The 26,360-nt window shown below is 34.9% G+C and carries 25 protein-coding genes and 1 pseudogene; 17 read left to right on the top strand and 9 right to left on the bottom strand.

The genetic code is table 11. The features are described 5' to 3' along the window. Window positions 1-159: 159 nt before the first annotated feature. The 8 genes from yycF (at window position 160) to rlmH (ending at window position 8,026) form a co-directional block, all read left to right on the top strand. On the top strand, window positions 160-870 hold the full coding sequence (gene yycF / locus MKY27_RS17795) for a response regulator YycF (protein WP_008408338.1): 711 nt from the start codon (window positions 160-162) through the stop codon (window positions 868-870). 5 nt (window positions 871-875) lie between these two features. Then, window positions 876-2,711: a cell wall metabolism sensor histidine kinase WalK gene (gene walK, locus MKY27_RS17790; RefSeq protein WP_339196709.1), complete on the top strand. Its 1,836-nt coding sequence runs from the start codon at window positions 876-878 to the stop codon at window positions 2,709-2,711. Further along, the gene (gene yycH, locus MKY27_RS17785) at window positions 2,708-4,039 is read left to right on the top strand and encodes a two-component system activity regulator YycH (RefSeq protein WP_339196706.1); all 1,332 of its coding nucleotides are present in this window, start codon (window positions 2,708-2,710) and stop codon (window positions 4,037-4,039) included. Before walK ends, yycH begins: the two co-directional genes overlap by 4 nt. Beyond that, entirely contained in the window at window positions 4,026-4,859 is an 834-nt protein-coding gene (gene yycI / locus MKY27_RS17780; protein WP_339196703.1) for a two-component system regulatory protein YycI, read from the top strand. Before yycH ends, yycI begins: the two co-directional genes overlap by 14 nt. 12 nt (window positions 4,860-4,871) lie before the next feature. Beyond that, window positions 4,872-5,660 (top strand): MBL fold metallo-hydrolase, encoded by a 789-nt coding sequence (locus MKY27_RS17775; RefSeq protein WP_251691005.1) that lies wholly within the window; start codon window positions 4,872-4,874, stop codon window positions 5,658-5,660. A gap of 175 nt (window positions 5,661-5,835) precedes the next feature. Beyond that, window positions 5,836-7,128, top strand: coding sequence for a trypsin-like peptidase domain-containing protein (locus MKY27_RS17770; protein WP_339196701.1), 1,293 nt, complete (start codon window positions 5,836-5,838; stop codon window positions 7,126-7,128). A gap of 163 nt (window positions 7,129-7,291) precedes the next feature. Continuing rightward, complete coding sequence (locus MKY27_RS17765; RefSeq protein ID WP_079523607.1) at window positions 7,292-7,456, top strand: CxxH/CxxC protein; 165 nt, start codon at window positions 7,292-7,294, stop codon at window positions 7,454-7,456. 90 nt (window positions 7,457-7,546) lie between these two features. Next, entirely contained in the window at window positions 7,547-8,026 is a 480-nt protein-coding gene (gene rlmH / locus MKY27_RS17760) for a 23S rRNA (pseudouridine(1915)-N(3))-methyltransferase RlmH (RefSeq protein WP_339174534.1), read from the top strand. Here the strand turns inward: rlmH and MKY27_RS17755 are convergent. The 3 genes from MKY27_RS17755 to MKY27_RS17745 are packed head-to-tail and all read right to left on the bottom strand — an operon-like array spanning window position 7,961 to window position 10,600. Further along, a complete protein-coding gene (locus tag MKY27_RS17755; protein WP_339196699.1) occupies window positions 7,961-9,691 on the bottom strand; it encodes a recombinase family protein in 1,731 nt (576 codons plus the stop codon). The two genes, rlmH and MKY27_RS17755, sit on opposite strands and share 66 nt — an antisense overlap. Next, window positions 9,691-9,861: a hypothetical protein gene (locus tag MKY27_RS17750; RefSeq protein WP_339196698.1), complete on the bottom strand. Its 171-nt coding sequence runs from the start codon at window positions 9,859-9,861 to the stop codon at window positions 9,691-9,693. Before MKY27_RS17750 ends, MKY27_RS17755 begins: the two co-directional genes overlap by 1 nt. 1 nt (window position 9,862) lies before the next feature. After that, window positions 9,863-10,600 (bottom strand): helix-turn-helix transcriptional regulator, encoded by a 738-nt coding sequence (locus MKY27_RS17745; protein ID WP_339196697.1) that lies wholly within the window; start codon window positions 10,598-10,600, stop codon window positions 9,863-9,865. A gap of 193 nt (window positions 10,601-10,793) precedes the next feature. Here MKY27_RS17745 and MKY27_RS17740 point away from each other — a divergent pair, with 193 nt between their 5' ends. After that, window positions 10,794-11,690 carry a hypothetical protein gene (locus MKY27_RS17740; protein WP_339196695.1) on the top strand — a complete coding sequence of 299 codons (897 nt, stop codon included), beginning with the start codon at window positions 10,794-10,796 and terminating at the stop codon, window positions 11,688-11,690. A 226-nt stretch (window positions 11,691-11,916) separates the two neighbouring features. Here the strand turns inward: MKY27_RS17740 and radC are convergent, their stop codons facing one another. From radC to MKY27_RS17720, 4 genes are all read right to left on the bottom strand, one after another. Continuing rightward, window positions 11,917-12,522, bottom strand: a complete 606-nt coding sequence (gene radC, locus MKY27_RS17735) for a DNA repair protein RadC (RefSeq protein WP_339196693.1) — start codon at window positions 12,520-12,522, stop codon at window positions 11,917-11,919. 169 nt (window positions 12,523-12,691) lie between these two features. Then, on the bottom strand, window positions 12,692-13,471 hold the full coding sequence (locus tag MKY27_RS17730) for a hypothetical protein (protein ID WP_339196692.1): 780 nt from the start codon (window positions 13,469-13,471) through the stop codon (window positions 12,692-12,694). Next, complete coding sequence (locus tag MKY27_RS17725; protein WP_339196691.1) at window positions 13,468-13,953, bottom strand: hypothetical protein; 486 nt, start codon at window positions 13,951-13,953, stop codon at window positions 13,468-13,470. The genes MKY27_RS17730 and MKY27_RS17725 overlap by 4 nt, the downstream gene beginning before the upstream one ends. 2 nt (window positions 13,954-13,955) lie before the next feature. Beyond that, window positions 13,956-14,171 carry a hypothetical protein gene (locus tag MKY27_RS17720; protein WP_339196689.1) on the bottom strand — a complete coding sequence of 72 codons (216 nt, stop codon included), beginning with the start codon at window positions 14,169-14,171 and terminating at the stop codon, window positions 13,956-13,958. 252 nt (window positions 14,172-14,423) lie between these two features. Between MKY27_RS17720 and MKY27_RS17715 the strand changes: the two genes are divergently transcribed. From MKY27_RS17715 to MKY27_RS17705, 3 genes are all read left to right on the top strand, one after another. Beyond that, complete coding sequence (locus MKY27_RS17715; RefSeq protein ID WP_339196687.1) at window positions 14,424-15,083, top strand: hypothetical protein; 660 nt, start codon at window positions 14,424-14,426, stop codon at window positions 15,081-15,083. 97 nt (window positions 15,084-15,180) lie between these two features. Then, window positions 15,181-15,711: an ImmA/IrrE family metallo-endopeptidase gene (locus MKY27_RS17710; RefSeq protein WP_339196685.1), complete on the top strand. Its 531-nt coding sequence runs from the start codon at window positions 15,181-15,183 to the stop codon at window positions 15,709-15,711. Next, window positions 15,711-17,102 carry an NUDIX domain-containing protein gene (locus MKY27_RS17705; RefSeq protein ID WP_339196683.1) on the top strand — a complete coding sequence of 464 codons (1,392 nt, stop codon included), beginning with the start codon at window positions 15,711-15,713 and terminating at the stop codon, window positions 17,100-17,102. Before MKY27_RS17710 ends, MKY27_RS17705 begins: the two co-directional genes overlap by 1 nt. A 15-nt stretch (window positions 17,103-17,117) precedes the next feature. On the opposite strand, the gene MKY27_RS17700 is transcribed toward MKY27_RS17705, so the two are convergent. Beyond that, complete coding sequence (locus MKY27_RS17700) at window positions 17,118-17,615, bottom strand: Pycsar system effector family protein (RefSeq protein ID WP_339196682.1); 498 nt, start codon at window positions 17,613-17,615, stop codon at window positions 17,118-17,120. 309 nt (window positions 17,616-17,924) lie between these two features. After that, window positions 17,925-18,995: a Fic family protein gene (locus tag MKY27_RS17695; RefSeq protein ID WP_339196678.1), complete on the bottom strand. Its 1,071-nt coding sequence runs from the start codon at window positions 18,993-18,995 to the stop codon at window positions 17,925-17,927. A 322-nt stretch (window positions 18,996-19,317) separates the two neighbouring features. Between MKY27_RS17695 and MKY27_RS17690 the strand changes: the two genes are divergently transcribed. The 5 genes and pseudogenes from MKY27_RS17690 to MKY27_RS17670 all read left to right on the top strand — a co-directional run bounded on the left by MKY27_RS17690 (window position 19,318) and on the right by MKY27_RS17670 (window position 26,197). Then, window positions 19,318-19,998: a hypothetical protein gene (locus MKY27_RS17690; protein WP_339196675.1), complete on the top strand. Its 681-nt coding sequence runs from the start codon at window positions 19,318-19,320 to the stop codon at window positions 19,996-19,998. A gap of 252 nt (window positions 19,999-20,250) precedes the next feature. Continuing rightward, the gene (locus MKY27_RS17685; RefSeq protein WP_339174531.1) at window positions 20,251-21,192 is read left to right on the top strand and encodes a diguanylate cyclase; all 942 of its coding nucleotides are present in this window, start codon (window positions 20,251-20,253) and stop codon (window positions 21,190-21,192) included. An 84-nt stretch (window positions 21,193-21,276) separates the two neighbouring features. Further along, window positions 21,277-22,266 (top strand): annotated as a pseudogene (locus MKY27_RS17680) (alpha/beta hydrolase). A 434-nt stretch (window positions 22,267-22,700) separates the two neighbouring features. Beyond that, window positions 22,701-24,266: a histidine kinase N-terminal 7TM domain-containing protein gene (locus MKY27_RS17675; RefSeq protein ID WP_339196672.1), complete on the top strand. Its 1,566-nt coding sequence runs from the start codon at window positions 22,701-22,703 to the stop codon at window positions 24,264-24,266. A 134-nt stretch (window positions 24,267-24,400) separates the two neighbouring features. Beyond that, window positions 24,401-26,197, top strand: coding sequence for a sulfatase-like hydrolase/transferase (locus tag MKY27_RS17670; protein WP_339196669.1), 1,797 nt, complete (start codon window positions 24,401-24,403; stop codon window positions 26,195-26,197). Window positions 26,198-26,360 lie beyond the last annotated feature (163 nt).

The following is a 26,360-nucleotide window of genomic DNA, read 5'->3' as shown; positions in this document are numbered from 1 at the left end:
AATAATTCTTAAATGAGAGGAATATTTCCCGGAAAATAATCATAGCAGTATAGCTGTATAATGCACCAAATGGCAAACCATGATAGAGTAGTTATAGTAAAAATAAACATACCCTTTCATAATTATATAGAGAATTTATGAGAAAAGAGGAATTAGATGATGGATAAAACGATATTAGTTGTAGATGATGAAAAACCAATTGCGGACATTCTACAGTTTAATTTAATAAAAGAAGGTTACCGCGTAATTTGTGCATATGATGGGGACGAAGCGCTTCAAAGAGTGGAAGAGGAGCAGCCGGATTTAATGCTGCTTGATATTATGCTGCCTAAACGCGACGGCATGGAAGTATGTCGTGAAGTACGTAAAAAATATGATTTCCCGATTATTATGTTAACGGCAAAAGGATCGGAAATCGATAAAGTGCTCGGACTGGAAATGGGTGCTGACGATTATGTAACAAAGCCGTTCAGTACACGTGAATTAATCGCCCGTGTTAAAGCGAATATGCGTCGATTAAATGTGCCTGCTCAAATAGAAGAAGCACAAGCAGAAACGAATGATATTGTAGTAGGCTCTTTAACGATTCAGCCGGATGCCTATTTAGTATTAAAGCGTGATGAGTCTATTGAATTAACACACCGTGAATTTGAATTACTGCATTATTTGGCAAAACATATTGGTCAAGTAATGACACGTGAGCATTTGCTGCAAACGGTATGGGGTTATGATTATTTCGGTGATGTAAGAACAGTGGATGTAACAATCCGCCGTCTACGTGAAAAAATTGAAGATAATCCAAGTCATCCTTTATGGATTGTTACGAGACGAGGAGTCGGCTATTACCTACGAAACCCTGAACAGGAGTAAAATACATGCAAAAAGTGAGCTTTTTTAAGTCCATCCATGTAAAGCTTGTATTGATTTATGTCCTATTAATTATTATTGCTCTTCAAATTATAGGCATTTATTTCTCAAAGCAGCTGGAGACGAATTTAAAAACGAATTTCCAAGATTCGATTCGCCAAAGAATAGAGCTTGTGCATTATAGTGTACGTGAAGAAATGTTAAAAGACCGGGATGAAAATACTCCCCCAACTATAGAGTATAGTTTAAAAACGATTTTAGAAGGATTTTCTACAGAAGATATTAACAAGATTAATGTAGTGGATCGTAACGATCGTATATTGGCTACTTCCGATGATGATCAGGCAGTTGTAGGTCAGCGTATAAATGAAGAAATTATACAACAGGCCGCGTCTTCGGAAACACTGTTGGATAAGATTTCATTGGATCGGGATACAGGGCAGCGCATTTGGATACTAGCAGTCCCTATTATGGATAACGCAGGTCCTAAAGAGGAATTAAAGGGTGTTATTTATGTTCAGTCGAATATTGAAAAGGTTTACGAGCAACTAAATGAAATTAACCGAATTTTTGCGGCAGGTATCGCAGTATCGCTTGCCATTACAATCATATTAGGAATTTTAGTTGCGCGAACTATAACTCGCCCTATTTCCGATATGCGAAAACAGGCACAGGCAATGTCTAAAGGGAATTATGCAAGGAAAGTTCGTGTATACGGAACAGATGAAATCGGTCAGTTAGCCATTGCTTTCAACCATCTGACCAATCGTCTGCAGGAAGCACAATCCACAACAGAAGCAGAACGGCGGAAGCTGGCAAGCGTACTTAGTAATATGACAGATGGTGTAATTGCAACAGACCGTAAAGGAAAAATTATATTGATTAACGACCCCGCATTGGAATTGCTTCATGATTCACGTGAAACAACTTTAAATCGTCCAATTGCGTCTGTTTTGCGTTTAGACCAGGAATATAGTTTTGAAGACTTGATTCATATGAAAGATCCTGTGAATCTTGATTTTAGTATGAATGATGCTCCATATGTATTACGAGCAAACTTTTCTGTAATTCAAAAGGAAACAGGTTTTGTAAATGGTCTGATTACGGTATTGCATGATATTACTGAACAGGAAAAAATCGATATGGAACGTCGTGAATTTGTTGCGAATGTATCCCATGAATTGCGTACGCCGTTAACGACGATGCGCAGCTATTTAGAAGCACTTGCAGAAGGTGCATGGAAAGATGAAAATATAGCGCCGGCATTTTTAAATGTTACGCAAACAGAAACAGAGCGTATGATTCGCCTTGTAAATGATTTGCTGCAATTGTCAAAAATGGACAGCCAGGAATATGAACTGAACCTGGAGTTTGTGGAATTTAACAAGTTTTTCACGCAAATTATCGACCGTTTTGAAATGTCGAAGTCACAGAATGTAGAATTTATCCGATTGCTTCCGGAAAAAAGCTATTTTGTTGATATTGATACCGATAAGCTTACACAGGTAATCGATAATATTATTTCAAATGCATTGAAATACTCTCCGGATGGCGGCAATATTCGTTTTGGCTTTACCGTTCATGATAATATGATTCGCGTTATGATTTCAGATGACGGTATGGGGATTCCGAAAGAAAATGTGACAAGAATTTTTGATCGTTTCTATCGCGTAGACCGAGCAAGAGCAAGGTCCATGGGTGGAACAGGATTAGGTCTTGCAATCGCTCGTGAAATGATTGAAGCACATGGCGGGAAAATTTGGGCAGAAAGTGAGGAAGGCCAAGGTACTACGATATTCTTCACATTGCCATATGAATTGGATGAAGCGGGGGATTGGGAATGAAATATATTGAACAGATAAAATCACTTTTATTAGCATTCCTTGTTTTACTCAGCATCGTCTTCACACTTCTTATTTGGACTTACAAACCTGAATATGAAACGGTTAAGGAGACCCAGATTGAGGAAGTACTTGTCGGCAAACCGAAGGAATTACAGGAAGTAATAAAACCGTACCGGATGTTGTATCGCCAAAATGAGCAATTTTATGGGACAGTCTCTTCAACACCATTAAAAAATTTATACAGCCACTTACGGTCATGGCAAGTTTACGAGATGGGTTTAATTAACAGTGAACTTTCAGATAGTAAAATGAACGAAATGCTAAGTATGGATAATCGTATAACAATGTTCTTTAATGAAGAAATTCCTTTGCGCGTTTTCGCTAATCTTATGTCATTTAATGATAATGAAATACCAGATACAAGCTTTACACATTTTATTGTAGACTGGTCAAATGTAGAGAGTAGCAATCAGCTGCAGTTACTTTTCCTAAACACAGAAACGCGATTATTGTATAGAGCGTACGCGAGTGTGCCGGACAAAGATTATTTCATGGAGAAGATAATTGAACCGGCAAATAATTATAGCCAATATGTTGAAGTTGAACGGGAACCTTTACGTTCTTTATATGTACCGAAAGAACCTATTCAATCAACAAGGTTAAGATATTTAGCTGAAGATATTGAACCTGATTTATTTAAAAAAATCCTGTTTACCGATTTAAAAATTGTACAGCGGAATATTGAAAGTCCTCAATCTGAAAGGTTTACTGATGGGACATCATTAATGACAGTAGACAGCCAAAATCGGGTTATAAATTATGTATATCCGACTGCAGAAAGTGCTGCACCGATTCCCGCCGCAAGATTATTTATAGATAGCTTTAATTTTATAAATGACCATGGTGGGTTTACAATGGATTACCGCTTGTCTTCAATGAATATTGAAAGGCATATTACAGAGTATCAGCTGTTTATACAGGGGCTTCCTGTATACAGTGATGTAATGACTCGTCTCGCAACTACTTGGGGTGAAAACCGTATTTTCCGTTACCGACGCCCTTATTATTCGATGGGTACTATATTTCAAAGGGTACAGAAAGAACTCGAATCAGGGGAACAAATAGTTGAGACTCTTCGTACGGAAAACAATAAATTATTTAGAGAAGCAGATGAAATCGCTGTTGGGTACGAATTAACACTTGAGGACTCAGAGCAGGATACAGATTTAGTCCTCGTATTGGAACCAAAATGGTTTGCCGTAACAAACAATACATGGAAACGCCTTTCACCCATGGAAGTAGGGGGTGACGAAGTTGGATTGGAGTAGAACGAAAACTATTTTTATATGGGTTTTCCTAATATTGAACCTCTTTTTATATACGCAGTATTTAGAGAGCTATAAAGAAGGGGAGAAAATAGAAGTTTTAGGGGAAACAATGGAAATCGAAGCACGTTTGAAAGGGGATAATATAACGTATATTGCCCTTCCGAACAATAAGGAAAGTGCAGCATATTATTCCGGACAAATTAAAAATTTCTCTCCATCAGAAGTGCCATATTTCACAAATCAAAGCGCAAAAATCGAAAATAACAATAAGCTGATTGTCACGATGGACAAGCCTGTGAAACTACAGAAAAGCGATACGCGTGATTCGTATACTGATTTCGTTCATAATAATGTATATGAAGGTGATTCCTATGTACTTTGGGGTATTGATGAAGAGAAAAAAGAAGCGACATTTTTCCAGAAGGTAAACGACGTAACATTGTATTATAATGTACGTGGGTATATCAAACTTTATTGGGATGATAACAACCGTATTATTTCCTATGAACAAACAATGCTGGAAAAGCATGAAAAGTTAGATAAAGAACAAAATCTATTAACTGCAAGACAAGTATTGCAGATTTTATATGGAAAGAATTTATTAAAACCAGATTCTCAGATTACGGAAATGAATCTAGGCTATTCTACAATTGTTCAATTAACGCAAACACAGGTATTTGCACCGACATGGGAAGTCCGGGTAAAGCGGGCTGATGAGACAGAAGAAATACATTTTGTAAATGCGGTACAAGGACGAATTGTAGAGATCCAAAATGACTTATCCGAAATTGTCGAGCAGACAGAGGATTTGGAAGAGTAGGGAGTTTTAACAATGCGATTTAGCGTTTTAGCAAGTGGCAGTACAGGAAACGCAGTCTACGTAGAAAATGATGAACACTCATTTTTGATTGATGCAGGCTTAAGCGGAAAGAAAATGGAGCAACTGTTTGCTAATATAGATCGTGATATGAAAAGTTTATCAGGTATTTTAGTAACACATGAGCATAGTGACCATATTAAAGGACTAGGTGTCATTGCACGGAAATATAATATTCCTGTATTTGCAAATGCAAAAACATGGACAGCGATGGACGGGCTAGTAGGAACAATACCAACCGATTTATGTTTCGATTTCGATATGGAAACAGTAAAAACATTTGGCGGATTGGATATTCAATCATTTGCAGTGTCCCATGATGCTGCTGAACCGATGTTCTACACATTCTATGAGAACGGGAGAAAGCTAGTTGTCATTACAGACACAGGTTATGTCAGTGACCGGATGAAAGGTTATATCTCAGCAGCAGATGCCTATGTATTTGAAAGTAACCACGATGTGAGTATGCTTCAAATGGGCAAATACCCTTGGAGTATTAAACGCCGTATATTATCGGATGTAGGCCATGTTTCAAATGAAGATGCTGCAGTGGCAATGGCTGATGTGGTCGCAGAAAAACCGACGCAAATTTATTTGGCGCATTTAAGTAAAGACAACAATATGAAAGATCTGGCGCGGATGAGCGTAGAGCAGACATTGCAGTCTTGCGGCATTATTGCAGGAGAATATTTGCATCTGCATGATACCGATGCAAACGAGCCGACAAAGCTTGTGACAGTTTAATATCAGCAAAGCATAATTGAACTAAATATGGGTAAAAGATAGGTGTGTTAAAAGTTTCTACTTTTAGCATACCTTTTTTATTTATATTTTTAATTAGGTTTTATGTGATTTTCATCTAATTTTAATGTTAAATGTGTATGCTATCAGTAAGGAAAACAAAGAAAGGATGAGGGATATGGGTTACTATCCTGAAGATGATAAGAAGGAAATCCAAAATGATCGTATTGCAGAGCTTGAGGCTCGTTTAAAAAGAGAAGAAGAAGAAAAAAAACAGCGGCAAAATAGAAAAGAAAAAAGAGGCGGCAGTAAAGGCGGTTATTTTTTATCTGGTTTAAGTGGTGTTGTCGTTGGTGCTTTACTTTTATGGCTTCTGCTACCCTCGTTGGCAAACCAGTTACCGGGTGGAAATGAAGTAAACTCGGTTACAAATAATTCCCCAAACTCAACGATTAGCCAAACTGCAACAGAGGTAACAACAGATGTAACAAATGCAGTTGAAAAGGTATCAAGTGCCGTTGTAGGGATTACAAATATTCAAAATGTAGCCCCAAACTTTTGGAACCAAAGTACAGGAGAAGCTCAAGCGGTAGGTAGCGGTTCGGGCGTTGTTTATAAAAAAGAAGGGAACTTTGCCTTTATCGTGACAAACCACCATGTTGTGGATGGTGCAGAACAAATTGAAGTAACGTTGGATGATGGTGAAAAAGTAAAAGCAGAGCTTATCGGTTCTGATATTTGGACAGACTTGGCGATTCTTTCAATACCAAGTGAAGGAATAGATACAGTAGCCAACTTTGGAGATTCGGATGTATTAAAACAAGGTGAAACAGTAATTGCAATCGGAAATCCACTCGGGTTAGATTTTTATGGCTCGGTAACAACAGGCGTCATTTCGGGTAAAGACCGTTCTGTGCCGGTTGACTTAAATGAAGATGGTGTCGAGGACTGGTCAACAGATGTACTACAGACGGATGCAGCAATCAACTCAGGGAACTCAGGTGGTGCCCTAGTTAATATCGCTGGTGAATTAATTGGTATAAATTCAATGAAAATTGCCCAATCTTCAGTTGAGGGCTTAGGATTTGCAATTCCAATCAATTCAGCCATTCCGATTATTGAACAGTTAGAAAAGCACGGGGAAGTACAACGCCCAACAATGGGTATTTCCTTAGTCGATTTAACGGAAGTACCGGCTTACTATCAACAGCAAACATTGAAATTACCGGAAGAAGTAACAAATGGTGTTGTCATTTCTCAAGTTGTAAGAGGTTCTGCAGCAGATAAAGCAGGTTTACAGCAGTACGATGTCATTGTGGAAATGGATGGCGAAAAAATCGATAATGCAATAGAGTTACGCAAACATTTATATAATGAAAAATCTATTGGGGATACATTAAAGATTAAAGTTTATCGTAACGGTAAAATAGTAGAAGCCGATTTGAAGTTAGTGGAAACTGCACAATTATAAATGTGGATAACTTAATTAAAGAATGAAATTGTACACAACGGGTAGAGAAGAAAAAGGCTTGTCTTTTCTACTCGTTTTTTGTCTGTTACAATGGGTTGTGGATAACATTTCAAAAATTGTGAATAAGTTTGTGGAAATTTCAGAAAAGAAAGAAGGTTTAAAAATGAAGACATACAGCTGCGAAACCCATATAGATCATGCGTTGGATATGCATGTGGCAGAAACAGAAAATTTCCCGATGATGGATTTATTATCGGAAGAAGAAAAGTTATCAACAACTTGTTCTTACTGTGAACAGTCAGCAACATATGTTGTATCAAGTAAATAACTTTACACAATATGTAGTTTTTAGTTGGGGATATGTGCATAACTTTTGTGGATAACTTGTTTGTAAATGGAACGTAAAGGTGGATAAGTTGTGAATATTACTATCATCTCGGTTGGTAAGTTAAAAGAAAAGTATTTAAAAATGGGTATCGAAGAATATGTTAAGCGATTAGGCGGCTATGCAAAAATCGACTTAGTGGAAGTACCGGATGAGAAAGCACCTGAACAGTTAAGTGATGCTGATATGGAAATCGTCAAACGTAAAGAAGGAGAACGTATCCTTGCGAAAATCAATGACGGAACCTATGTCATCGCATTGGCACTGGAAGGTAAAATGAAAACAAGCGAAGAAATGGCTGCAGATCTAGAGGCATTGATGACCTACGGGAAAAGCAAAGTCGTGTTTGTAATAGGCGGATCATTAGGATTGCATGCGGATGTACTTAAGCGCGCAGATGAAAAACTATGCTTCGGAAAAATGACCCTACCTCACCAGTTGATGAAACTAGTGCTGGTAGAGCAGATTTACCGAAGCTTTAGAATTATTAAGGGCGAACCGTATCATAAATAAGGGTAAAACTGAAAGGGAGGCTAATGCTTCCCTTATTGTTTTTTCGCTATTTGAAGGTAAATCTAAAAGAGACGAATCCACAGGTTGAATATAGTCGAGAGAAGCCATTTCATTGAACCATTCTCCAGTAGCACCAGCCATCGATTCAATTGTGAAATCAAAGAGTAGATTGATTTTCGAGATTTGACGGCTTTTTTGACGACGATGTTCAGAGCTTATAGGCTCCTTAGTAATCTGGATGTTTTTGATGAAAAGCGAAAGTAGCTGTTTAATTTCTATCGCCGAAGCGCGGCTAATAATAGCATCAAAATGAGACAGCAGATTTCTAAGTGCTTCTGCATCAATTGGTTGTGTGTCGAGGGATTTTAATTCTTTCTCGACTCTTTGGATATGTTCATCGACATTCAATGCAACTTCTTTTAATTCGAGTAGTTTCTTTTTGAATACATCTTGTAATTCAGGCATATCCATCAATTGATTTACGATATTATCCATCTGTTTCTCAAGCTTTGCTTTGGATGAATAAAGGCGCTTTCTTTCCGCGGCTAATGGCTGTTCAGCATGCAACCGCTGATCGTTCAACGTCGCTACAAGCTTATCGATAAAATAAGGTTTTTCTACTGTAAGCCTTAATTCATCGAGCACTTGTTTTTCAGCAACATCAGCATTAATGGAATACGCTTTGCATGCTGTTGCACCCTTTGCTTTGTATTGTCCGCATTGGTAAAAGCGATATATGCCATTTGAAGCCCCCGAAACCATACCATGACCACAGACAGGACAGCGTAGTAATTTTGTCAGTATGAATGGTTTCTTGGATTGTGTAGGGCGATACGAGCGCTTCTTTTTCTTATGATGAACTTCTTCCCAAAGTGGTATAGAAATTATAGGCGTATGAGTACCATTAATAATTTCAGGATTGGCGTTCTTTCCTCTTCGCCGTTTTTCAGACCAGTCGACGTGTTGATTAAAACGAATTTTTCCGATGTAGACAGGGTTTTCTAATATGCCCTTTACAGTTCCTACGGAAAATTCTTTCTTGCGTTTTGTCTTATAACCTTTACGGTTCAACTCACTCGTAATTTTTTTATAGCCATGCCCGCGACTAGCAAGTTCAAAAATCTCCTTGATGATTGCAGCTTCAGCCTCATTTATAATCAATTCTTTCTTGACGTTGTCATAGCCGAAAACAACGCCACCATTCCACTTGCCCTGTTTAGCACGTTGTGTCATTCCCATCTTTACACGGTCAATAATAGTGCCTCGTTCCATTTCAGCAACAGAACTTAACACAGTGTAAAACATTTTGCCGCCAGGTGTAGATGTATCAATGTTTTCTGAATAACTCATTAACTGAATGTTGTGTTGATCTAGCGTCTCAATGATTTCAAGAGAATCTTTTGTTTTACGAGAAAGACGATCCAATTTATAGATGAGTACAACATCAAACTTTTGGTCTTTTGCTGCCTGTAACAACTGTTGCATTTTTGGTCGACCATCGATGCTTTTACCGCTCCGACCTTCATCAACATACTGATCAACAATGTCAATTTGTCTTAGCTTGGCATACTCCTGCAATGCTTCTTTCTGGGCAGCAATACTATATCCTTCTGTAGCTTGTTCTTCAGTACTTACACGAGCATAAATAACGCCTTTTAATGTCATTATAATTCCTCCAATTTTTTATTATTGAGAGCATTGATTAATAAATCACTAAAAGCGTCTATAAATTCCTTTTGTTGTGTTTTAGTTTCTTCAAGATGTTCGTGAATTGTTTTTGACATTTCGAGTGCGCTAGGAATAATGAAATTATGTGTATCGATGTATTTATCCATATTACTCTTCCTTTCGTTTTTCTTTATCTTCTTGGCACTGCGTTGTATATTGAAGTGCTTCTTCATACAGTTCATTCAACTTTTCAATAGATTGCTGAGGGAAGAATGGGAATGCTGAATTAGGATTGTTAATATGCTTAGCAAGCTCGTCCACATTCTTAAAATGATTACTCATATCATTGTTTGAGTGAATCAGTCGATCTGCATGATAATCAATTAAATCTATAGCCTGTCTAATTTGAATTAAAAAGTTTTTCAGTGTATCTAAATCATGTGTTACATGCGTAGTATCAGAAGAAACAATCTGATAATCCCCATTAGATGCAATGCGTTTTAGCTGAATGTTTAATTTGAATTTCTCTTCATCCAGTGGATTAACGTTATTCAGCCTTTTTACATTGTGAGAAGAATCATTAAGGGACTGATAAATTTTAGGCTCCATATAAATAGTGTCTTTAGTGGAAACATTGGAATAAAAATCATCAAAGAATATCTCCATAGGTACCCCGAAATCTTTCGAAATTTCATACAGAAGTTGAGCGTCTATAGACAACGTTTCTCCTCGTTCAATAAAGTTCAGTTTTGATTGAGATATATTTGGTAATCTTGACGCAACTGTCTTTCCAGTGAAATCAGATTTATTTATCTTCTGTAATTCTTCTCGTAAAATTCTTATCCGCTGACCAATGTCCTTGAATTGAAGCTCTTCAATCGTTGAAGCATGTAAGGTGATTTTCATATGTAATCCTCCAAAAATAAGTTTCTTTTATTATATCATATAAATTTAATGTTGAAATTGAATTTAATATTAAATATAATCACGATAATGCATTTGTTTTTTGTAAGTAATAACTATCCCTCTATTTGGACGGTAAAAGTGCATTAAAGCTATGGGGCTCTAGGCTTCAAATGATGAAATTAGGAGAATGGGAATGTACATATATAAATCACGTACCTTAGATATGCTTTTGAGTAGTATTTATACCGTTAGAGAAGTTTACAAGAAACAAAGAGTTGAAGGATGTCCATATGATGGGATTGCATTTTGTAGTACAGCGCTGCCGAAAACATCTTTTTTAGCACTAGCTGATCGCTTCAAAAGACCAAATAAAAAACCATCCTCATATTATCAACACGTACTTCTATCGAACTTATTTCACGTATACTGGATTCCTGTTACTTGTAACAATAAGTGGACGACAATGGTACGCATTAATCCGAATAAACAACAACTAACACCACAAGGAGTCCTCGATTTACTTGCCTATGTATTTGAGGATTTATCTCAAGTATACGTTGCCTCCTTCGACGAGAAGGTTGATCTTGAAAATATGACTGTAGATGAAGTTGTAAAGGGGTTAAAGATTCCTCATAGTCGTTCTATGCAAGATTATGCAGATACAACCTATTATTCTGGCAAAAGAGGAGGACAACAAACTAAAGTGTATGATAAAGCAAAAGAAGCGGGAATAGAAAATAAAGTAATAACCCGAATAGAGAAAACAAAGAAAATGGATTCCTCTAAAAGACCAACTTTAATCGAATTCTTTTCGTATTCATCTTCACAGGCAATAGCAAAACTTAAACTGATTGATGTTGATAAGATTGATAAACGAACGACAATCGGTAAGCATATTAGCAAGTACGATACATTGAAAGAAGCGGAATTGCATATGTCACCGTCTGTTAAAGAAAAGTACAGAAAGCAAAGTAAGCTATATCCTACACTTATTGACTTGGAGAGTGAATTTGCTGCTCAATTAAAGAAATGGAAGAAAACTTCTTTCAAAAATCATAGAGAGTTAAAAAGAAAAATAGCCCATCTGTAAAAAATATGGTTTCCAATGTTACAATTAGCCTAATCAACTAGTATATAAATATAAGCAGCTAAAGTAGGTCGCGCTTAATGAATATACTGGTAAGCGGAAACGTTGATTTATCGTTCTTTTAGGTGGTACTACAAAAGAATGTACCCAAAACACCAAACTTTCGCCCATTATCGAAATTGAAGAAAAGAAAGGCACGCCTAAATCAATAGACGTACCTCTTATCAGTTTAGAAGTATCCTTTTTCTTTCATCGACAGATATTTGTTTGAGCCGACGATGATATGGTCGACGACATCAATTCCTACAATTAAACCAGCTTCTTTTAAACGCTCGGTTACTTGTATATCTTCTGGAGATGGTGTTACGTCCCCTGAAGGGTGGTTGTGTGAAAGGATTGTACATGCACATGAACGTTTGATAAGTTCTTTCATGATTTCACGTGGGTGGCAAATTGATGCATTTAACGAGCCGATAAAGACTGTTTTACGGAACATTACTTCATTCTTTGTATTTAGTCCTAAGATAACAAAGTGCTCTTGTTGTAGATGCTGTAAATCTTGTAGATACGTGTATGCATCTTGTGGCGAGCGAATACGGAACCGTTCTTCTGTTGTTACTGGATTCATACGTGCTAACTGTAATGCAGCGATGATTTGTTGCGCTTTTGTTTTACCAATGCCCTTGATATTTAATAACTCTTCTTCCGTCACATCTAATAATTCTTGGATCGATGGGTAGCGAGTGAACATTTCTGATAGAATGTAGCCATCCTCTTTCTCACGTAATGTTGTTGCGATTAATGATTTGAATGTGTTTTCGTTGATTGTAGTCATAATATATTCCTCCGATTTGTATAAGTTTTTTAATGCAAAAAGGAGCAGCATCGACGCCACTCCCTTGTATGTGATAAAATTGAATTACGTTGAATATCAATGTAGATGCATCTACCAAATGTATCTACACATACAAAAGCCCATCTACTGCGTATGCAATGGATGGGTTTTACTGTTGTTGAATATGGTCGATGACAGCATCGTTACCATGTTGTTGAGCGTATTGTAGTAACAATAAATCTTGAATGAATTCATGTGCTTGCTGCTTCGTCAATAAGATGCTTTTGTCGACGTCGAACTTAATTTTCATCATCTCCTTTGCTACACCGTTAGACATATCCATTTGCTCAACGATACGAAACAGTGTTGTTAATTGCTGCTTAGTAGCGGGGGCATCACCTCCTTTACGGTCTGGTTTAGGAAAGTCCTCAATATCTTGCGTAAATAGCCCAGATGCTCTTGTAGCGGATAATACAGCGTCAATTAATGCACGTTTCTTTGCCATCTTCAGTAGTGTGTTGACGATTGTAAATGGATCTTGATAACGGAAAGCTGTTTCTTTGCTATTACATGAGCCAATCCCTTCAGCCTCTACGGCAGCTGTTACCTTATTTGATAATGTCACTCGTACTTCATAAGAAAAAATCCCAACATCCCATTGCTCAATGCGGTTGATGACGTCGACAGTTTTAGAGAAGCCAAAAGCATCACATAACTTTTCAGCACCTGGCTTTAACAATGTAGGCTTCGAGAAACCATCGATTGAGCCGTAATCAACACCGCGCACCATCGACGTCTTTACGAATTCCTGTAGCTTGTCGATACGCACTTTTGCCTCTGTCGATGTAATAATTAAATCAGGCAATGTCGATGTCGACGACGGATTTGGAGTTATTTCCTTTTGTAGATGAACGATGTTGTTTATAGCTTCTTGTTTTGGTTGTTTCATTTGTTTTTACGCTCCTTTGCTTGATGAATAACTTGCTCTGATAATTGAGATAGACGTGTTGACAACTGTTGAAGCGCATGTTGCATTTTTTCACTAAGTTGAGAACTATATGCTAATCCTTTTGCCGCGCGGTTGATGACGTTGCCAGTGATGTTTCTTGATGTATTGTTGATGGATGACAGTGAATCCTCAAGCTTTGTCGACATCGTAGCAATGGCTATAGACGAAAAGAAACGACGTTGATTTGTTTGATCGAGTGCCGTTTCAACGGTATGAATAGCGAGATGAATTCTCTTTCTTTCAATGATTAAATCAGAAAATAATGTGTAATTATTTCGGTCGATAGCACGCAGAATTTTTTCATCTACTGTTTGTAGTTGCTGCGTTAAATCCAGATGGAGTTCTTTTATCTCCCTAGTTGATAAATCAACACCATCTTCTTGTGACGATGCTTGGAAACGTTGTTTGAATCGTTTTAACATGTTTATTCCTCCGATACATTTTTATATTGGTGATAACCTTTCAACGTCAACTTGATGAGAACGCCATCTTCTTGCTGACGCTTTACTAATAACAGTCCTCGATCTTCTAAATTCAACAGAATCGAACGTTGCAATGAGACTTCCACAAGATGTTTAGTAGCAACCCATTTGTTTACCTCCTTTGCACGAACTAAAATACGCAATAATGTTTTAGTCATCGTTTGCACCTCCTTTCATTACTGGCGCTCTTCTCACTACGCCTTTTTCGCTGTAACACAAAAAAGCCGCTACATATCCAAATGGATACATAACGACTTATGTATAGGGGTGGGGCATGAAACATGGGTATCCCCTTTGTTATATAAATGACCAGGTACTGAGAAAAAATTTGTTAAAAAAATTAAAAAAGAAGGGATTAATAAAAAAAAGTTTAAATTAATTAATAATAGATTTTATTTCCGGAGGTTGTTATGAATAGGTTTGACATGGCATATGCATTAATTAAAAGAGCAAAGCTTAGAAGAAATGAAATAGGTGATCATGGAGATCCTTATGAAGAAGCAATATTGTATGGGATTGTATCAGTTGAAATACAAATAGTTCTGAAGGAAGTTTTAGAGCATTTAAGATCTGCTTTAGATTATACAGCAATGGAAGTAGTCGAACGAATAACTGGAAAGGTTTCGAGAAGGATATATTTCCCTATAGTTAAGTCAGAAGATTCTCCCGAAGAAATAAATAAAAAAGTAGAAAAGGCTTTACCGGGAGTGAATAAAATAAATTTGGAAATAATAAAGCTATTCGAATCGTTTCAGTATAGTGATTGGCTTTCAAAATTTGCTACAGTTTGTAACGAGAGCAAACATCAAAAATTAAGTGTAGTAGCAGTAGATAATGCGTTTGTTGAAGTTTATAATAAACAGGGTATAGAATATATGAGTTTTTTTAGAGCAGATGGTCAATTTGCCTTTAATAGAGGATTGCCTTTGGTTACTATTATTGATGGAAAAGCTAACTATGTGAAAATTGATTCAATTGATGAAGAATTGTTACGTTTTTTAGACGATTGTATTAAGGGATCCGAACAGATAATTCATACCATAGTAGAGGTAATGGAGCCTTTAAAATAGATTTTTTACAATCAAATTTATTCCTGTATTTGTTGTAAAAAATATTCAATACATATTGAAGGTATAACTTTTTTATAAAAGTAAAAGGGGTGATAATATGGAGAATTCAAGAAAAGAATATATATCTGATATAACACGAGTAATTAGAGATGCATTTAACTTAGAAGCACCTATTGATTTAAAATTATTAGTGGAACAATTAGGTGGTCGATTAATTGAGACTACAAATATTGACGATAATATGGAAGCGAAAATAGAAAAACTAGGTAACTCCTTTGAAATAACAATTGATCCGGATAAAAATCAAAAGAGAAAAAGGTTTTCTATAGCTCATGAGTTAGGGCATTTATTCCTTCATATGGGATATTTGATTAACCCAGAAAAATGGAATAGTACAAATGAATATGTTGACTCTGTATATTATAGATATGGCTATAATATTGAAGAATTTGAAGCTAATGAGTTTGCAGCATGTTTATTAATGCCATTAGAAGAATTTATGGATATATCTCAGAAGAATTTTAAAAATGGATTTTATGATATAGAAGAGATTGCGAACCATTTTGATGTTTCTACTCAAGCTGTGTCAAATAGAGGGAAATTTCTTGGTTTATTTGGGTGGTTATAATGGATAATTTATCTAAACTGAAGAAAAATCTTATTGATATGGAATTAGTAGTAAATTCAAATGATAATGATAATAAAAGTGGAGCATTTTTATTTGTATCATTTGATTTGGTTAATTCTACTGCTTTCAAATCGCTTTACCCTACAAAATGGCCAGTTATTTTTCATAGATTCTATGAACTAGTTGAAAATCATGCTTTAAAAAACTTTATTAACAGCATGGTATGGCGATATGCAGGTGATGAGATTTTATTTTATAAGCAAGTTGATAAAGTATCGGACTTGTACGATGTTCCGAAAATTGCTTATCGAGTTATAAAAACAGTTTTAGAAGCTTTAAATATTAAGTATCCAGAAACTAAAAATATTTTGTATATAAAATCAACTTTATGGATTGCAGAAGCAACATTTGTAAAATCTCAGAACTTAGCTGAAAGCGAGACTTTATTAAACAATTTAATTATAAACTTTGATATTAATCAAAAAAGAAATGTGGATTTTTTAGGTTCTGATATTGATTTAGGATTTAGAATTTCTAAATTTGCTGAGCGAGACAAGGTAGTAGTAAGTGCAGAATTAGCTTATCTGTTATATAAAGAACGTGGAATTATAGAAGAAGAATGTAATTATAATGTTTTAGACAGCCTTAGAATAGTTACCTATGAAAGACTAAAAGGAATTTGGAACGATAGACATTATCCTATAATTTGGTATTATGAATCATGGGATAAACCAGATGAAATGTATCTATATGACGAACATTTTAAATCTGAAATTGTTAATAAAATTAAAAATAAAGATTTCTCGAGTGAAATGAAAATTGATAGATTAAAAAAAGTATTTATTGAAGTTGATAATTTAGATAAAGTAAAAAGTATTGAAAAATGCATGGAAGATGCAGCCCCTATAAATGTTTTACCTAGTGTATCCCAATATAACCAAGCTGAAGTACACTGTGTAGCAGTTTGTTTTAATGAAAATGGACACATACTAATTGCTAAACGTCCGCCAGATAAGAGGAGATTCCCTGGTGTTTGGGAGTTTGGGTGCGGTCAATTAAAAAAGGCTCAAGATTTCACAGAATGTTTAACAGAAAGTTATAAAGAAGACTTTGGTGCGAATATAGATTTTTATTCTAAATTAACACCAATAAGCACTTATATTATGGAAGATAGATTAGAAGGACGAAAAATCCCGGGGATAATTTTTATTGCTAGAGTTTTAAATCCAGATGATGTTAGTGAAAATTATTCTAGAGCTAATCATTCTGATATAAAATGGTTTGATCCAAAAGAGTTAGATAGTATTGAAGTATCTGATTATGTAAGTGATTTTAAAGATACTATAATGAAAGCTACAAAAGCATATGAATCAATGATAAAGGGACATTAAATTAGTCCCTTTATTTTATTTGTCTAATAACCATGAAATACCTACGACTAAAATGCCTGTAGAAAAAAACCACGTACTCATTTTTAAATATTTAAATTTTGCCTTACAAACATTAGCTAATGCATAGTTTTGTTCAGCCATATCTTTAAGAAAAGTATCAAATTCTTTATCCTTAATTTTTGCTGTATAAGAATCTTTATCTAAATGTGCAGCAATTCCACCCCATGACATATATTCATTTACATTGAGATTATATCTTGGCCAGAGAATTTTAATTAGAATTATTGAGGCTGATATAATTAAAATTACAACTCCAATTATTAAAAATACTTTGGTAATTACATTTTCATCCAAATTAGCATTTTTTAAATAGTTTGCAAAGAAACCAATCAATGCAATATTGATTGTTAAAAGGATATTAGCTTTTTGATCTGCTAATTTAATATATTCGCTAATATAAACAAGATTGTGTTTATTGTAATCAAATAGTTTCTCATTATCAATTTTCCCCAATATTCCTCACCTCGCATTTATTTTAACAAATATTTGTATATAAGAAAATCTAATTAATATTTATGATTTACCCTATCCAACGTTACGGTGAACCGTATCATAAGTAAGGGCGGTTTTTAATAAACCATCGATTACAGTAGATTTATTGTAGTTGGTGGTTTGTTTTTGTTAGATAGTAAATAGAAATTTGCAGATAGATTACGGGAGGGCGTAACATATTCTAGAAGAAAGCTAAAGAAGTGAGATAAGAATTAGTGATCAATATTGCCACGCCAAACATTTATTTGATAATGTTTGGCGTGATTTTATTTAGTCTTCTTTATAACCTAAATCATTCAAAGTTAAATCTTTATAATTTTTACCAATTCTATACGATGTGATACGCTGATTTCCACTAGCCCCTTCAATTATATTTCTTTCTAACCAAGTATTAGCCCATTTTGTAATCGTTATTGGTTTCACTTGGAACAGTTCAGCAATTTCTTTTGGTTTAACAGGTCTATTGCGTTCAATTAAATAGCGAAGTAACGTTTTTTCTTTTGGCTCTAACGATAAGATACGCTGATCTGTAGTGGAGGTAGCAAATTGGATAGATAGATTAGCAACTTTTTCATAGGCAAGTGCCATTGTTCTAAGGAAATACTCAATCCATGGAGCTAAATTTTTTGGATTTTCACGCCCATCATAATAAAGAGCGGGTAAGCCCATTTGTAAATGTTTGTAGTAGCCTTGTAAATCTTCAACATAATATTCTTCAATAGAATGGAAGCCTTTCACATCATAATTAGTTGTTGATAAAACATAAGATGCTAAAGCTCGTGCGGTACGTCCATTACCATCTTCAAAAGGATGAATCGTTAGTAGTTGATAAGTAACAATTGCAGCTTTAATCGGAACAGGCATTTCGTTTTCTGACTGTATCCATTTAACAAAAGATTTCATTAACGCAGGGACATCAGAGTATTCTGGAGGAATATAATCGGGTTGTCTTGTTTGATTATCGAAAACAGCAAATAGTACTCCTGGAGGCATTGGTCCACGGTAATTACTTTTAGAAGACTTTCTACCTGAGCCATGTTTAACAATGATGGAGTGTAACTTTTTAATAAAATCTTCAGTTATGGGTGTATTTTTATTTTTTTCTTGTGTTAAAAACGAAAGGGCTTCCCAATAATTTCGTACTTCTTCCTCGACAGGTATTCTTAAGTCGTCCTTCTTTTGTTTAACTACACGTGCAACCTGTTCTAAATCTAAAGTATTCCCTTCAATTCGTGTTGAGTAATGGGTTGCTTTTAATTTAGCTTGTTCTTTTAAGTCACTTTCAATATGTGCCGGAATAGGCATTAGTTCTACGATAGATCGAGAACGTTCAATTGACATTAAATCTTTTACAATAGCTTGCGTGTAAATAAATTTTGGTGTGTACAGATGAATCACCTCAAATAGAATATAATAACGTACGTTAATTATACGCTATTCGTATGCTAATTTATAATTTAAATACGCTATTTATACGCTAAATTTAAATTAATGATACGTTAATTTGTTGAGATATTTTGATAGCGAAATAATTGGTTATTTTTCACTTTTTCTAATTTTGAGTTTAATTTAAGGATACAAAAATCTGGTGCAAAAAATTATAAAGAATTTAGATGAATCGGAATAAAAATTGAGTTTTAAAAAAACGGAAAGGCACAATTTGATGAATATTGAACAACAACTCCATCAAGCCCTTTTAGAAATCGAACATTTAAAAAAAGAAAATGCACATTTGAGGGGATTGCTTAAACAAAAGCAAGTTGAACCAAATAAAATAGTAGAGCCAGTTAAGCGAGCTAATCATAACGAACAATTGAAAGAAAAAATCCTTCAAAAAAGAGTGCAGATTTTTAAAAGTTTATTCCGCGGAAGAGACGATGTTTATGCTGTTCGATGGCAGTCTAAAAATAATAAATCAGGTTATACACCTGCCTGTTCGTTAGAGTGGCAGCCTCCGTTATGTCAGAAGCCAAATATAAAATGTTCGCAATGTCAGGTTAGAAAACTAATACCTCTTAGCGATGAAACGATTTATCGGCATCTTTCAGGAGAGATTACTATCGGTCTATACCCATTGTTAAAAGATGAAACGTATTGGTTTTTAGCAGTAGATTTTGATAAACGTGATTGGCAAAAAGATATTCAAGCATTTGTAGATACATGTCAACAACTTGATGTACCTGTTAGTATTGAACGTTCGAGATCTGGAAATGGAGGACATGTGTGGCTGTTTTTTAGTGAGCCCATTTCAGCAAAAGTAGCTCGACAATTGGGGCATTGCTTTGATAATTTTGTGGAGTCCATAAATACCTCTTTCTTAGATGAATGTAAATGTGTACCATAATAATTACACAACCTTAACATCATACCAAGAATATGTTTTCCTGAAAAACCCTATCTTAGTCAAGGAGAGAAGGATACTCCCTAAAATCCCCTTCAATTCAGTTCTTTTTAATTATTCATTACAAAAATTAAAGGTTAAATAGATCTTATAAATTGAATTTAAGTTATGTAGTAGATTACTTGAAATTTTATAACTATAATGAAAATACAGGAAAATTAAACTAATTTAAATGTCTGGTAGGAGACTTAAGTAATGATTTTATTTTTAGTTGGGTTAGTAATTGGGTTGGCTATATACAGGAGTTATATAAAATATCGAAAATCAAAATTTTTAAAAGATAATATTCCCTTAAAACTAGTGGAGAGGTCCAAAGATATTATTTATTATTATCAGGTAAAGCCTGTGTATAAGCATATATACACTAGTCCTTCTGTAGATTTCTTTTTAGGTAAAGGTACATTAGAAGCGCTAAATAAGGATTCAAACACGCCTTTTGAAATGATTCATCCAGAAGATAAAGCAATTATGGAGTCGAAAGTTTCAGGGGAGATTAATTATAACGAGGGAATCATTCAACGTTTAAAAGGAACAGACGGAATCTATCATTATTTTGAAGAATATGCAACGCCTATCTATGAAAATGGAAAAATCATTGCAATTCAAGGTATTATGCGTAATATTGATGAAAAAATAAAACTGGAGCAAGAGTTATATTATCAAAGCACACATGATGCCTTAACTGATATTTATAATCGTGGCTATTTTGAGAGAATGCTGCATTATTATAATGAAATAGAAAATGTTTCGATTGGTATGATTCTATGTGATGTTGATAAATTAAAATTTGTAAATGATACATATGGACATAAAAGGGGAGATCAGCTTATACAAGCAGTAGCTAAGCTTTTAACGGATTTCTTCCCCGATACGACAATTATTTCTCGAGTGGGAGGTGATGAATTTGTCGTTATTCTACCAAAGACGTCTAGGGAACAGGTGGATTTCCTATGTGAACAACTACGAAAAAAAATTAATCATTCAACAGTGGAAAATGATGAAATTCATCTCCAAATGTCAGTCGGCAAGGCTTTTCGAGATCAATCGTTTAATGAAATGGAAAATGTGTATATAGAGGCTGATAAAAGTATGTATATAGAAAAGAATCAAAAACGAAAGTTATCCCTAAGATTATAGGGATGAATTCTACCATGCTTATAATGGGTAAGGACATCGGAGAATTGTATAAAGAATAAAAATCAGTACAAGAAGTGAGTGAAAATGATGATAGTAATAGGGGTGATTCTAACAATATGTTTATCTATTGTTTTTTTATTCATAGTTACGCCAAAACCAACGGCACTACTCGTTCGCCGATTATTTGAAGGTGGGGTCGCGGTTAAGCCGACAAACTATGAGGAAATTGAAAGATCGGTTCAGATAGAAAATGATCTCTCTTACAATTCAAATTATAATAGTGGGAAACTTGATATCATTAAACCTAAGGAATATGAAGGGTATTTGCCGGTTATATTCTGGGTACACGGAGGAGCTTTTTTGGGGGGTGACAAGTCGGATATTACTGAATATGCAGTTCAGATTGCTAGTAAAGGCTATATCGTAATTAACATTAATTATGGCTTAGCGCCGAATTCCAAATATCCCACGCCGTTATAATAAGTAAAAGAAGCTTTTCAATTTATAGATAAAAATGCAAAAAAATATGGTATTGATATGAATCGTCTATACTTTGCAGGGGATTCAGCAGGTGCACAAATTATTAGCCAATTTGTGAATGTTCAAGTAGATAAAGGCTATGCAAATATGCTTGGAATAGAAGGTACTGTTTCATCAGACAAGATTAAAGGTGTGCTATTATTTTGTGGACCATACGATGTTTCAAAGCTTTCCAATAGTAGTAGCTTTTTAATAAATTTTCTGTTTAAGCGAGTTGGCTGGGCTTATATAGGTGAGCGAAATTGGACAAATTCAGATAAAGTAAAGGAAGCTTCTATTCTTCAACATGTTTCTGGCAATTTTCCATCTACGTTTATAACAGATGGTAATATAGGGTCATTTGATGATCAAGGGAAAGAATTAGCTGATAAACTGAAAAACAAGGGTGTAGAAGTTTCCCAAATCTTCTATTCAACTGAAGAAGCTAAGTTAGGACATGAGTATCAATTTATGATGAATACACTTCAGGCTGAAAATACATTTAATAAGCTGATAGAATTTCTAGATAATACAAGTCAAAAACAGAAGAACTAATTTTAGATTTTCGCCTTACTATAAAGATACATAAGCATAGAGTAGATTATTTTATGGCATAAGCTTAATAATTAATTTTATAGTCAATGAGTCAATGCAAATTGCAATAATTTTATCCATACTTAGGCATATCCAGATAAAATGGGTATGTCTTTTTTAATTTTGATAATAAAAGGAGGAATTCAACCAATCAGAAGGGAAAAAAGATGTAAAGGGATGTATTAAAACAATGGTCTAATTTCCAAAAGAAGAATGGAGAAAGATTTAACTGAGTGCTAGTGGAGATCTTGCAAGCAAAAGTTTATTGTAAATCAGAGTCACGTGATAATATTACGAATAGATATATTAAAATGGATTTTTCAATTTGAAATAGTTCTATCCTTATCTTTATAACTTAGTATTTATTGAAAGACTCTATCGGAGGAATACACATTATGAGCTATAACTTTATACTTTCATCCATTTTATTTCTTTTTGTTTTTTGTTACATGATGTTGCTGTATTATGCTTGGCAAAATAGAGAAACTCCTATTTCGATTAGTTATGGCTTGGGTGTCTTGACAGCATTTTTCTATACATTTGGCTATGCATTTCAACTTTTAAGTACGACAGTAGATCAAATGATGTTTTGGATACATATTCAATATATAGGAATTCCCTTTGCTCCATTTATTTGGGTGATCATGACATTACAATTTACAGGTAAGCAAAGGTTTTTAACAAAAAGAATAATTCCCCTATTATTAATCGGTCCCATTTATACATTAACTGCCCATTTTACTAATGAATGGCACCACTTATTTTATAAGAGCGCGGCATTAGATTTTTCTCAGGGATTTCCGCTAATTGATTTGGATAGAGGCCTACTATTTTACTTACATATTTTCTACGTTTATAGTTACCATTTGTTTGGTATTGTATTATTACTTCAAATGTATTTTAAGGCAAATAAAGAGAAAAGAAAACAAGTAATCCTGATGATAATTGGTTCTTTATTTGTGTTTGGTTTTCCATTCATCCATTCTATAGGTGCAATAAAAATTCCAATCGATATTTCGCCATTTGGACTTATTTTTTCTTCATTATTTTACCTATGGGGAATTTATCAATTTAATATGCTGAAATTATCTCCTTTGGCTATGAAAAAAGTTTTCGAATCTATCAATGATGCTGTAGTCATTTTCGATACAGATAATAATTTAAAAATTTATAATAAATCGGCTAATAGTTTGTTTGAGCAGCCTAATCAAAAATTGATCGGCAAATCGGCAGCAAAGATTCTATCTCAATTCCCGCTATTAGTACAATTCATTGAACATAATGCTGAAATAGATAACGGATCATCACAATCAATGCAGCTGGGAGATAAATATTATAATGTTCATTTTTCATATGTAAATGGAAGTAATAATAAGCCGATTGGAAAGATGTTCATATTACATGATATTACGGAATCTATAAAGTATGAAGAAAGCTTACTTTTGCAATCTAGACAGTTTGAATACTTAGCGCATCATGACGTATTAACCGGGTTATATAATCGTACTTATTTTGAAGAAGAAGTTAAAAAGAAGTTGAGACAGTCCAAAGAAAAAGATGCTGCATTAATGCTCTGTGATTTAAACTTCTTTAAAGAAATAAATGATGTATACGGTCATCTAACAGGAGATAATGTGTTAGTTTTTGCATCAAATTGCTGGCGTGAAAATTTACCAAACCCACATATACTTGCACGCTTAGGCGGTGATGAATTCATTATGTTTTTTGAGCAGATTGAATCAAAGGAAAAGTTTTTAAAGCAAATAAGTAAGGTACGTTATGTATTCCAGAAGAATTTATATAAGAAGAATGACATTGAAATCGAAGTTGTACCAAGTATAGGTATTGCTTTTATAAAAGAAGATGGCTTAGACTATGAAACCTTATATCATACGTGTGATAAACGTATGTATGAGGACAAAAAGATTACGAAAGAAACTTATTCAATGAAAGAAATGTAGAGAATTCCCTTAAATAGTAAGCATACAGAGCCAGTTGGTGCCTTTCTGAGTAATATCCCCCTAATGCGTATCGTAATTTTTAAACTGTAAACATAAGATGTTTTAATTATTGATGTTTGCAAGGGGGAAAATATTTGGAACTGCAGAAAGAGGAAAACATAAGGGAAACAAAACCTAATATCCTTATCTTTCTAGTGGATGAACAACGGTTTCCGACTGTTTACGAAAATAAGGAACTGAAGAAATGGCGTAAAGAAAACTTAAAGACACAGGAATTATTACGGGAAAATGGAATGGAATTTTTAAACCATTATGTTGGAAGCATTGCTTGTTCACCGAGTAGAGCAACACTGTATACGGGACAATACCCATCATTACATGGACTGACTAAAACAATAGGGGCTGCTGCTTCTTCATTTGAACCGGATGTATTTTGGTTAGATCCTAATACAGTTCCAACTTTTGGAGACTATTTTCGTGCGGCAGGCTACCGTACATTTTGGAAGGGGAAATGGCATGCGAGCCCTCAGGATATTTTAATTCCTGGAACTCAAGATGCATTGCCTAGTTACGACTCAAATACAGGTATTCCTGACCGAAAACTTGAAAACTTTTACTTGGAATCTGATCGACTAAATGAATTCGGCTTTTCTGGCTGGCTTGGTCCAGAACCACATGGATCAAATCCCCGAAATTCTGCTTCATCTGCTGCCATCGGAACGAGTGGGCGTGATGAAGTGTATTCAAGAGAGGTAGTTGATTTACTTCATACACTTGAAGCAGATAGCATTAATGAAGGTCAGCCTTGGTTGATCGTATCTTCATTTTTAAATCCACATGATATTACATTGTTCGGCCAAACAACTGAATACCACCCGCTATTCAACTTTGAAGTAGACCCTTCTGTACCTTTTATTCCACCTGCTCCTACATCGGATGAATTACTGCACACAAAGCCAACTGCGCAACAAAGCTACAAGGAAACCTATCACAAAGCCTTCCAGCCAACAAGAGACAGTCTTTTTTATCGTCAGCTTTATTTTTCTCTCCATAAAAAAGTCGATCAAGAAATGGGAAAAGTATACGATAAATTAAAATCGAGCAAGTTTTATGATAATACGATTATTATTTTTACTTCTGATCACGGGGATTTATTAGGTGCTCATGGGGGATTATTTCAAAAGTGGTATAACGCATACGAAGAAGCGACTCATGTACCATTTATCATTCATAGTCCGAAGTTGTTTTCAAATAGGCAAACTACAGATATGCTGACGAGTCATGTAGATATTTTGCCAACTCTGCTGGGATTGGCAAAAATTGATGCCAAAAAAATTCAGCAGGAGTTAAGGAAAAATCATACTGAAGTACATCAACCAGTAGGAAGAGATTTAACGCCACTTCTCCATGGGGAAGATGCTTTCCTGAGGAGAAATGAACCAGTGTATTTTATGACCGATGATGATGTAACGAGAGGATTATCTCAGGTTAGTATTACTGGTCAACCGTATAATTCTGTTACCCAACCAAATCATATAGAATCAGTCATTGCTTATCTTTCAACAGGTCAAAATAGGGAAAAGGAGCTCTGGAAATTTTCCAGATACTTCGACAACCCCCAATTTTGGAGTAATCCCGGAGTAGAAGATCAAGTAACGGAAATCCAGAGCCAAACGCCAATTAATGAAGAGGTCACTGTTTCTCTGTCAAAAATAGTAACCAAAACAATTCCTGTGCCCGAACAATATGAGCTGTATAATCTTACGAAAGATCCTCTTGAAAGAAAAAATCTTGCAAATCCTATACACGCAAATGTCGTAACAAAGTTGATTCAATCATTAATGATGAGTCTTCTGGAAGAACAGCGGGAGCAAAAAAGGCTTATTCCAACGAACGGCACTGCAACGTGTATGGAAGATAGCGCTGGTTAATAAAAATAACATAAAAAAGCTTAGAGGAAATTAAATGCTAATAACCTCTAAGCTTTTTAAATTTTTCTGCAAAAAAAAGACAGCATCTCACTTGGAGATGCTGCGGTAGAATTCTTTGTTCCTGAAGAACTCTAATGGGTTTGGCACCCAATAATGCTGATTT

The organism is Solibacillus sp. FSL R5-0449 (assembly GCF_037975215.1).
Lineage (GTDB): Bacteria > Bacillota > Bacilli > Bacillales_A > Planococcaceae > Solibacillus.
Note: the sequence above shows the minus strand (reverse complement) of the source record. Positions and strands in the feature narration are given on the sequence as shown.

Bases quoted from the DNA above. Each gene is read 5' to 3' on its own strand.
- yycF (WP_008408338.1), top strand. From the start codon at position 160: ATGGATAAAACGATATTAGTTGTAGATGATGAAAAACCAATTGCGGAC.
- walK (WP_339196709.1), top strand. From the start codon at position 876: ATGCAAAAAGTGAGCTTTTTTAAGTCCATCCATGTAAAGCTTGTATTG.
- yycH (WP_339196706.1), top strand. From the start codon at position 2,708: ATGAAATATATTGAACAGATAAAATCACTTTTATTAGCATTCCTTGTT.
- MKY27_RS17775 (WP_251691005.1), top strand. From the start codon at position 4,872: ATGCGATTTAGCGTTTTAGCAAGTGGCAGTACAGGAAACGCAGTCTAC.
- MKY27_RS17770 (WP_339196701.1), top strand. From the start codon at position 5,836: ATGGGTTACTATCCTGAAGATGATAAGAAGGAAATCCAAAATGATCGT.
- MKY27_RS17765 (WP_079523607.1), top strand. From the start codon at position 7,292: ATGAAGACATACAGCTGCGAAACCCATATAGATCATGCGTTGGATATG.
- MKY27_RS17755 (WP_339196699.1), bottom strand. From the start codon at position 9,691: ATGACATTAAAAGGCGTTATTTATGCTCGTGTAAGTACTGAAGAACAA.
- MKY27_RS17750 (WP_339196698.1), bottom strand. From the start codon at position 9,861: ATGGATAAATACATCGATACACATAATTTCATTATTCCTAGCGCACTC.
- MKY27_RS17745 (WP_339196697.1), bottom strand. From the start codon at position 10,600: ATGAAAATCACCTTACATGCTTCAACGATTGAAGAGCTTCAATTCAAG.
- MKY27_RS17740 (WP_339196695.1), top strand. From the start codon at position 10,794: ATGTACATATATAAATCACGTACCTTAGATATGCTTTTGAGTAGTATT.
- radC (WP_339196693.1), bottom strand. From the start codon at position 12,522: ATGACTACAATCAACGAAAACACATTCAAATCATTAATCGCAACAACA.
- MKY27_RS17730 (WP_339196692.1), bottom strand. From the start codon at position 13,471: ATGAAACAACCAAAACAAGAAGCTATAAACAACATCGTTCATCTACAA.
- MKY27_RS17725 (WP_339196691.1), bottom strand. From the start codon at position 13,953: ATGTTAAAACGATTCAAACAACGTTTCCAAGCATCGTCACAAGAAGAT.
- MKY27_RS17720 (WP_339196689.1), bottom strand. From the start codon at position 14,171: ATGACTAAAACATTATTGCGTATTTTAGTTCGTGCAAAGGAGGTAAAC.
- MKY27_RS17715 (WP_339196687.1), top strand. From the start codon at position 14,424: ATGAATAGGTTTGACATGGCATATGCATTAATTAAAAGAGCAAAGCTT.
- MKY27_RS17710 (WP_339196685.1), top strand. From the start codon at position 15,181: ATGGAGAATTCAAGAAAAGAATATATATCTGATATAACACGAGTAATT.
- MKY27_RS17705 (WP_339196683.1), top strand. From the start codon at position 15,711: ATGGATAATTTATCTAAACTGAAGAAAAATCTTATTGATATGGAATTA.
- MKY27_RS17695 (WP_339196678.1), bottom strand. From the start codon at position 18,995: ATGTCAATTGAACGTTCTCGATCTATCGTAGAACTAATGCCTATTCCG.
- MKY27_RS17690 (WP_339196675.1), top strand. From the start codon at position 19,318: ATGAATATTGAACAACAACTCCATCAAGCCCTTTTAGAAATCGAACAT.
- MKY27_RS17685 (WP_339174531.1), top strand. From the start codon at position 20,251: ATGATTTTATTTTTAGTTGGGTTAGTAATTGGGTTGGCTATATACAGG.
- MKY27_RS17675 (WP_339196672.1), top strand. From the start codon at position 22,701: ATGAGCTATAACTTTATACTTTCATCCATTTTATTTCTTTTTGTTTTT.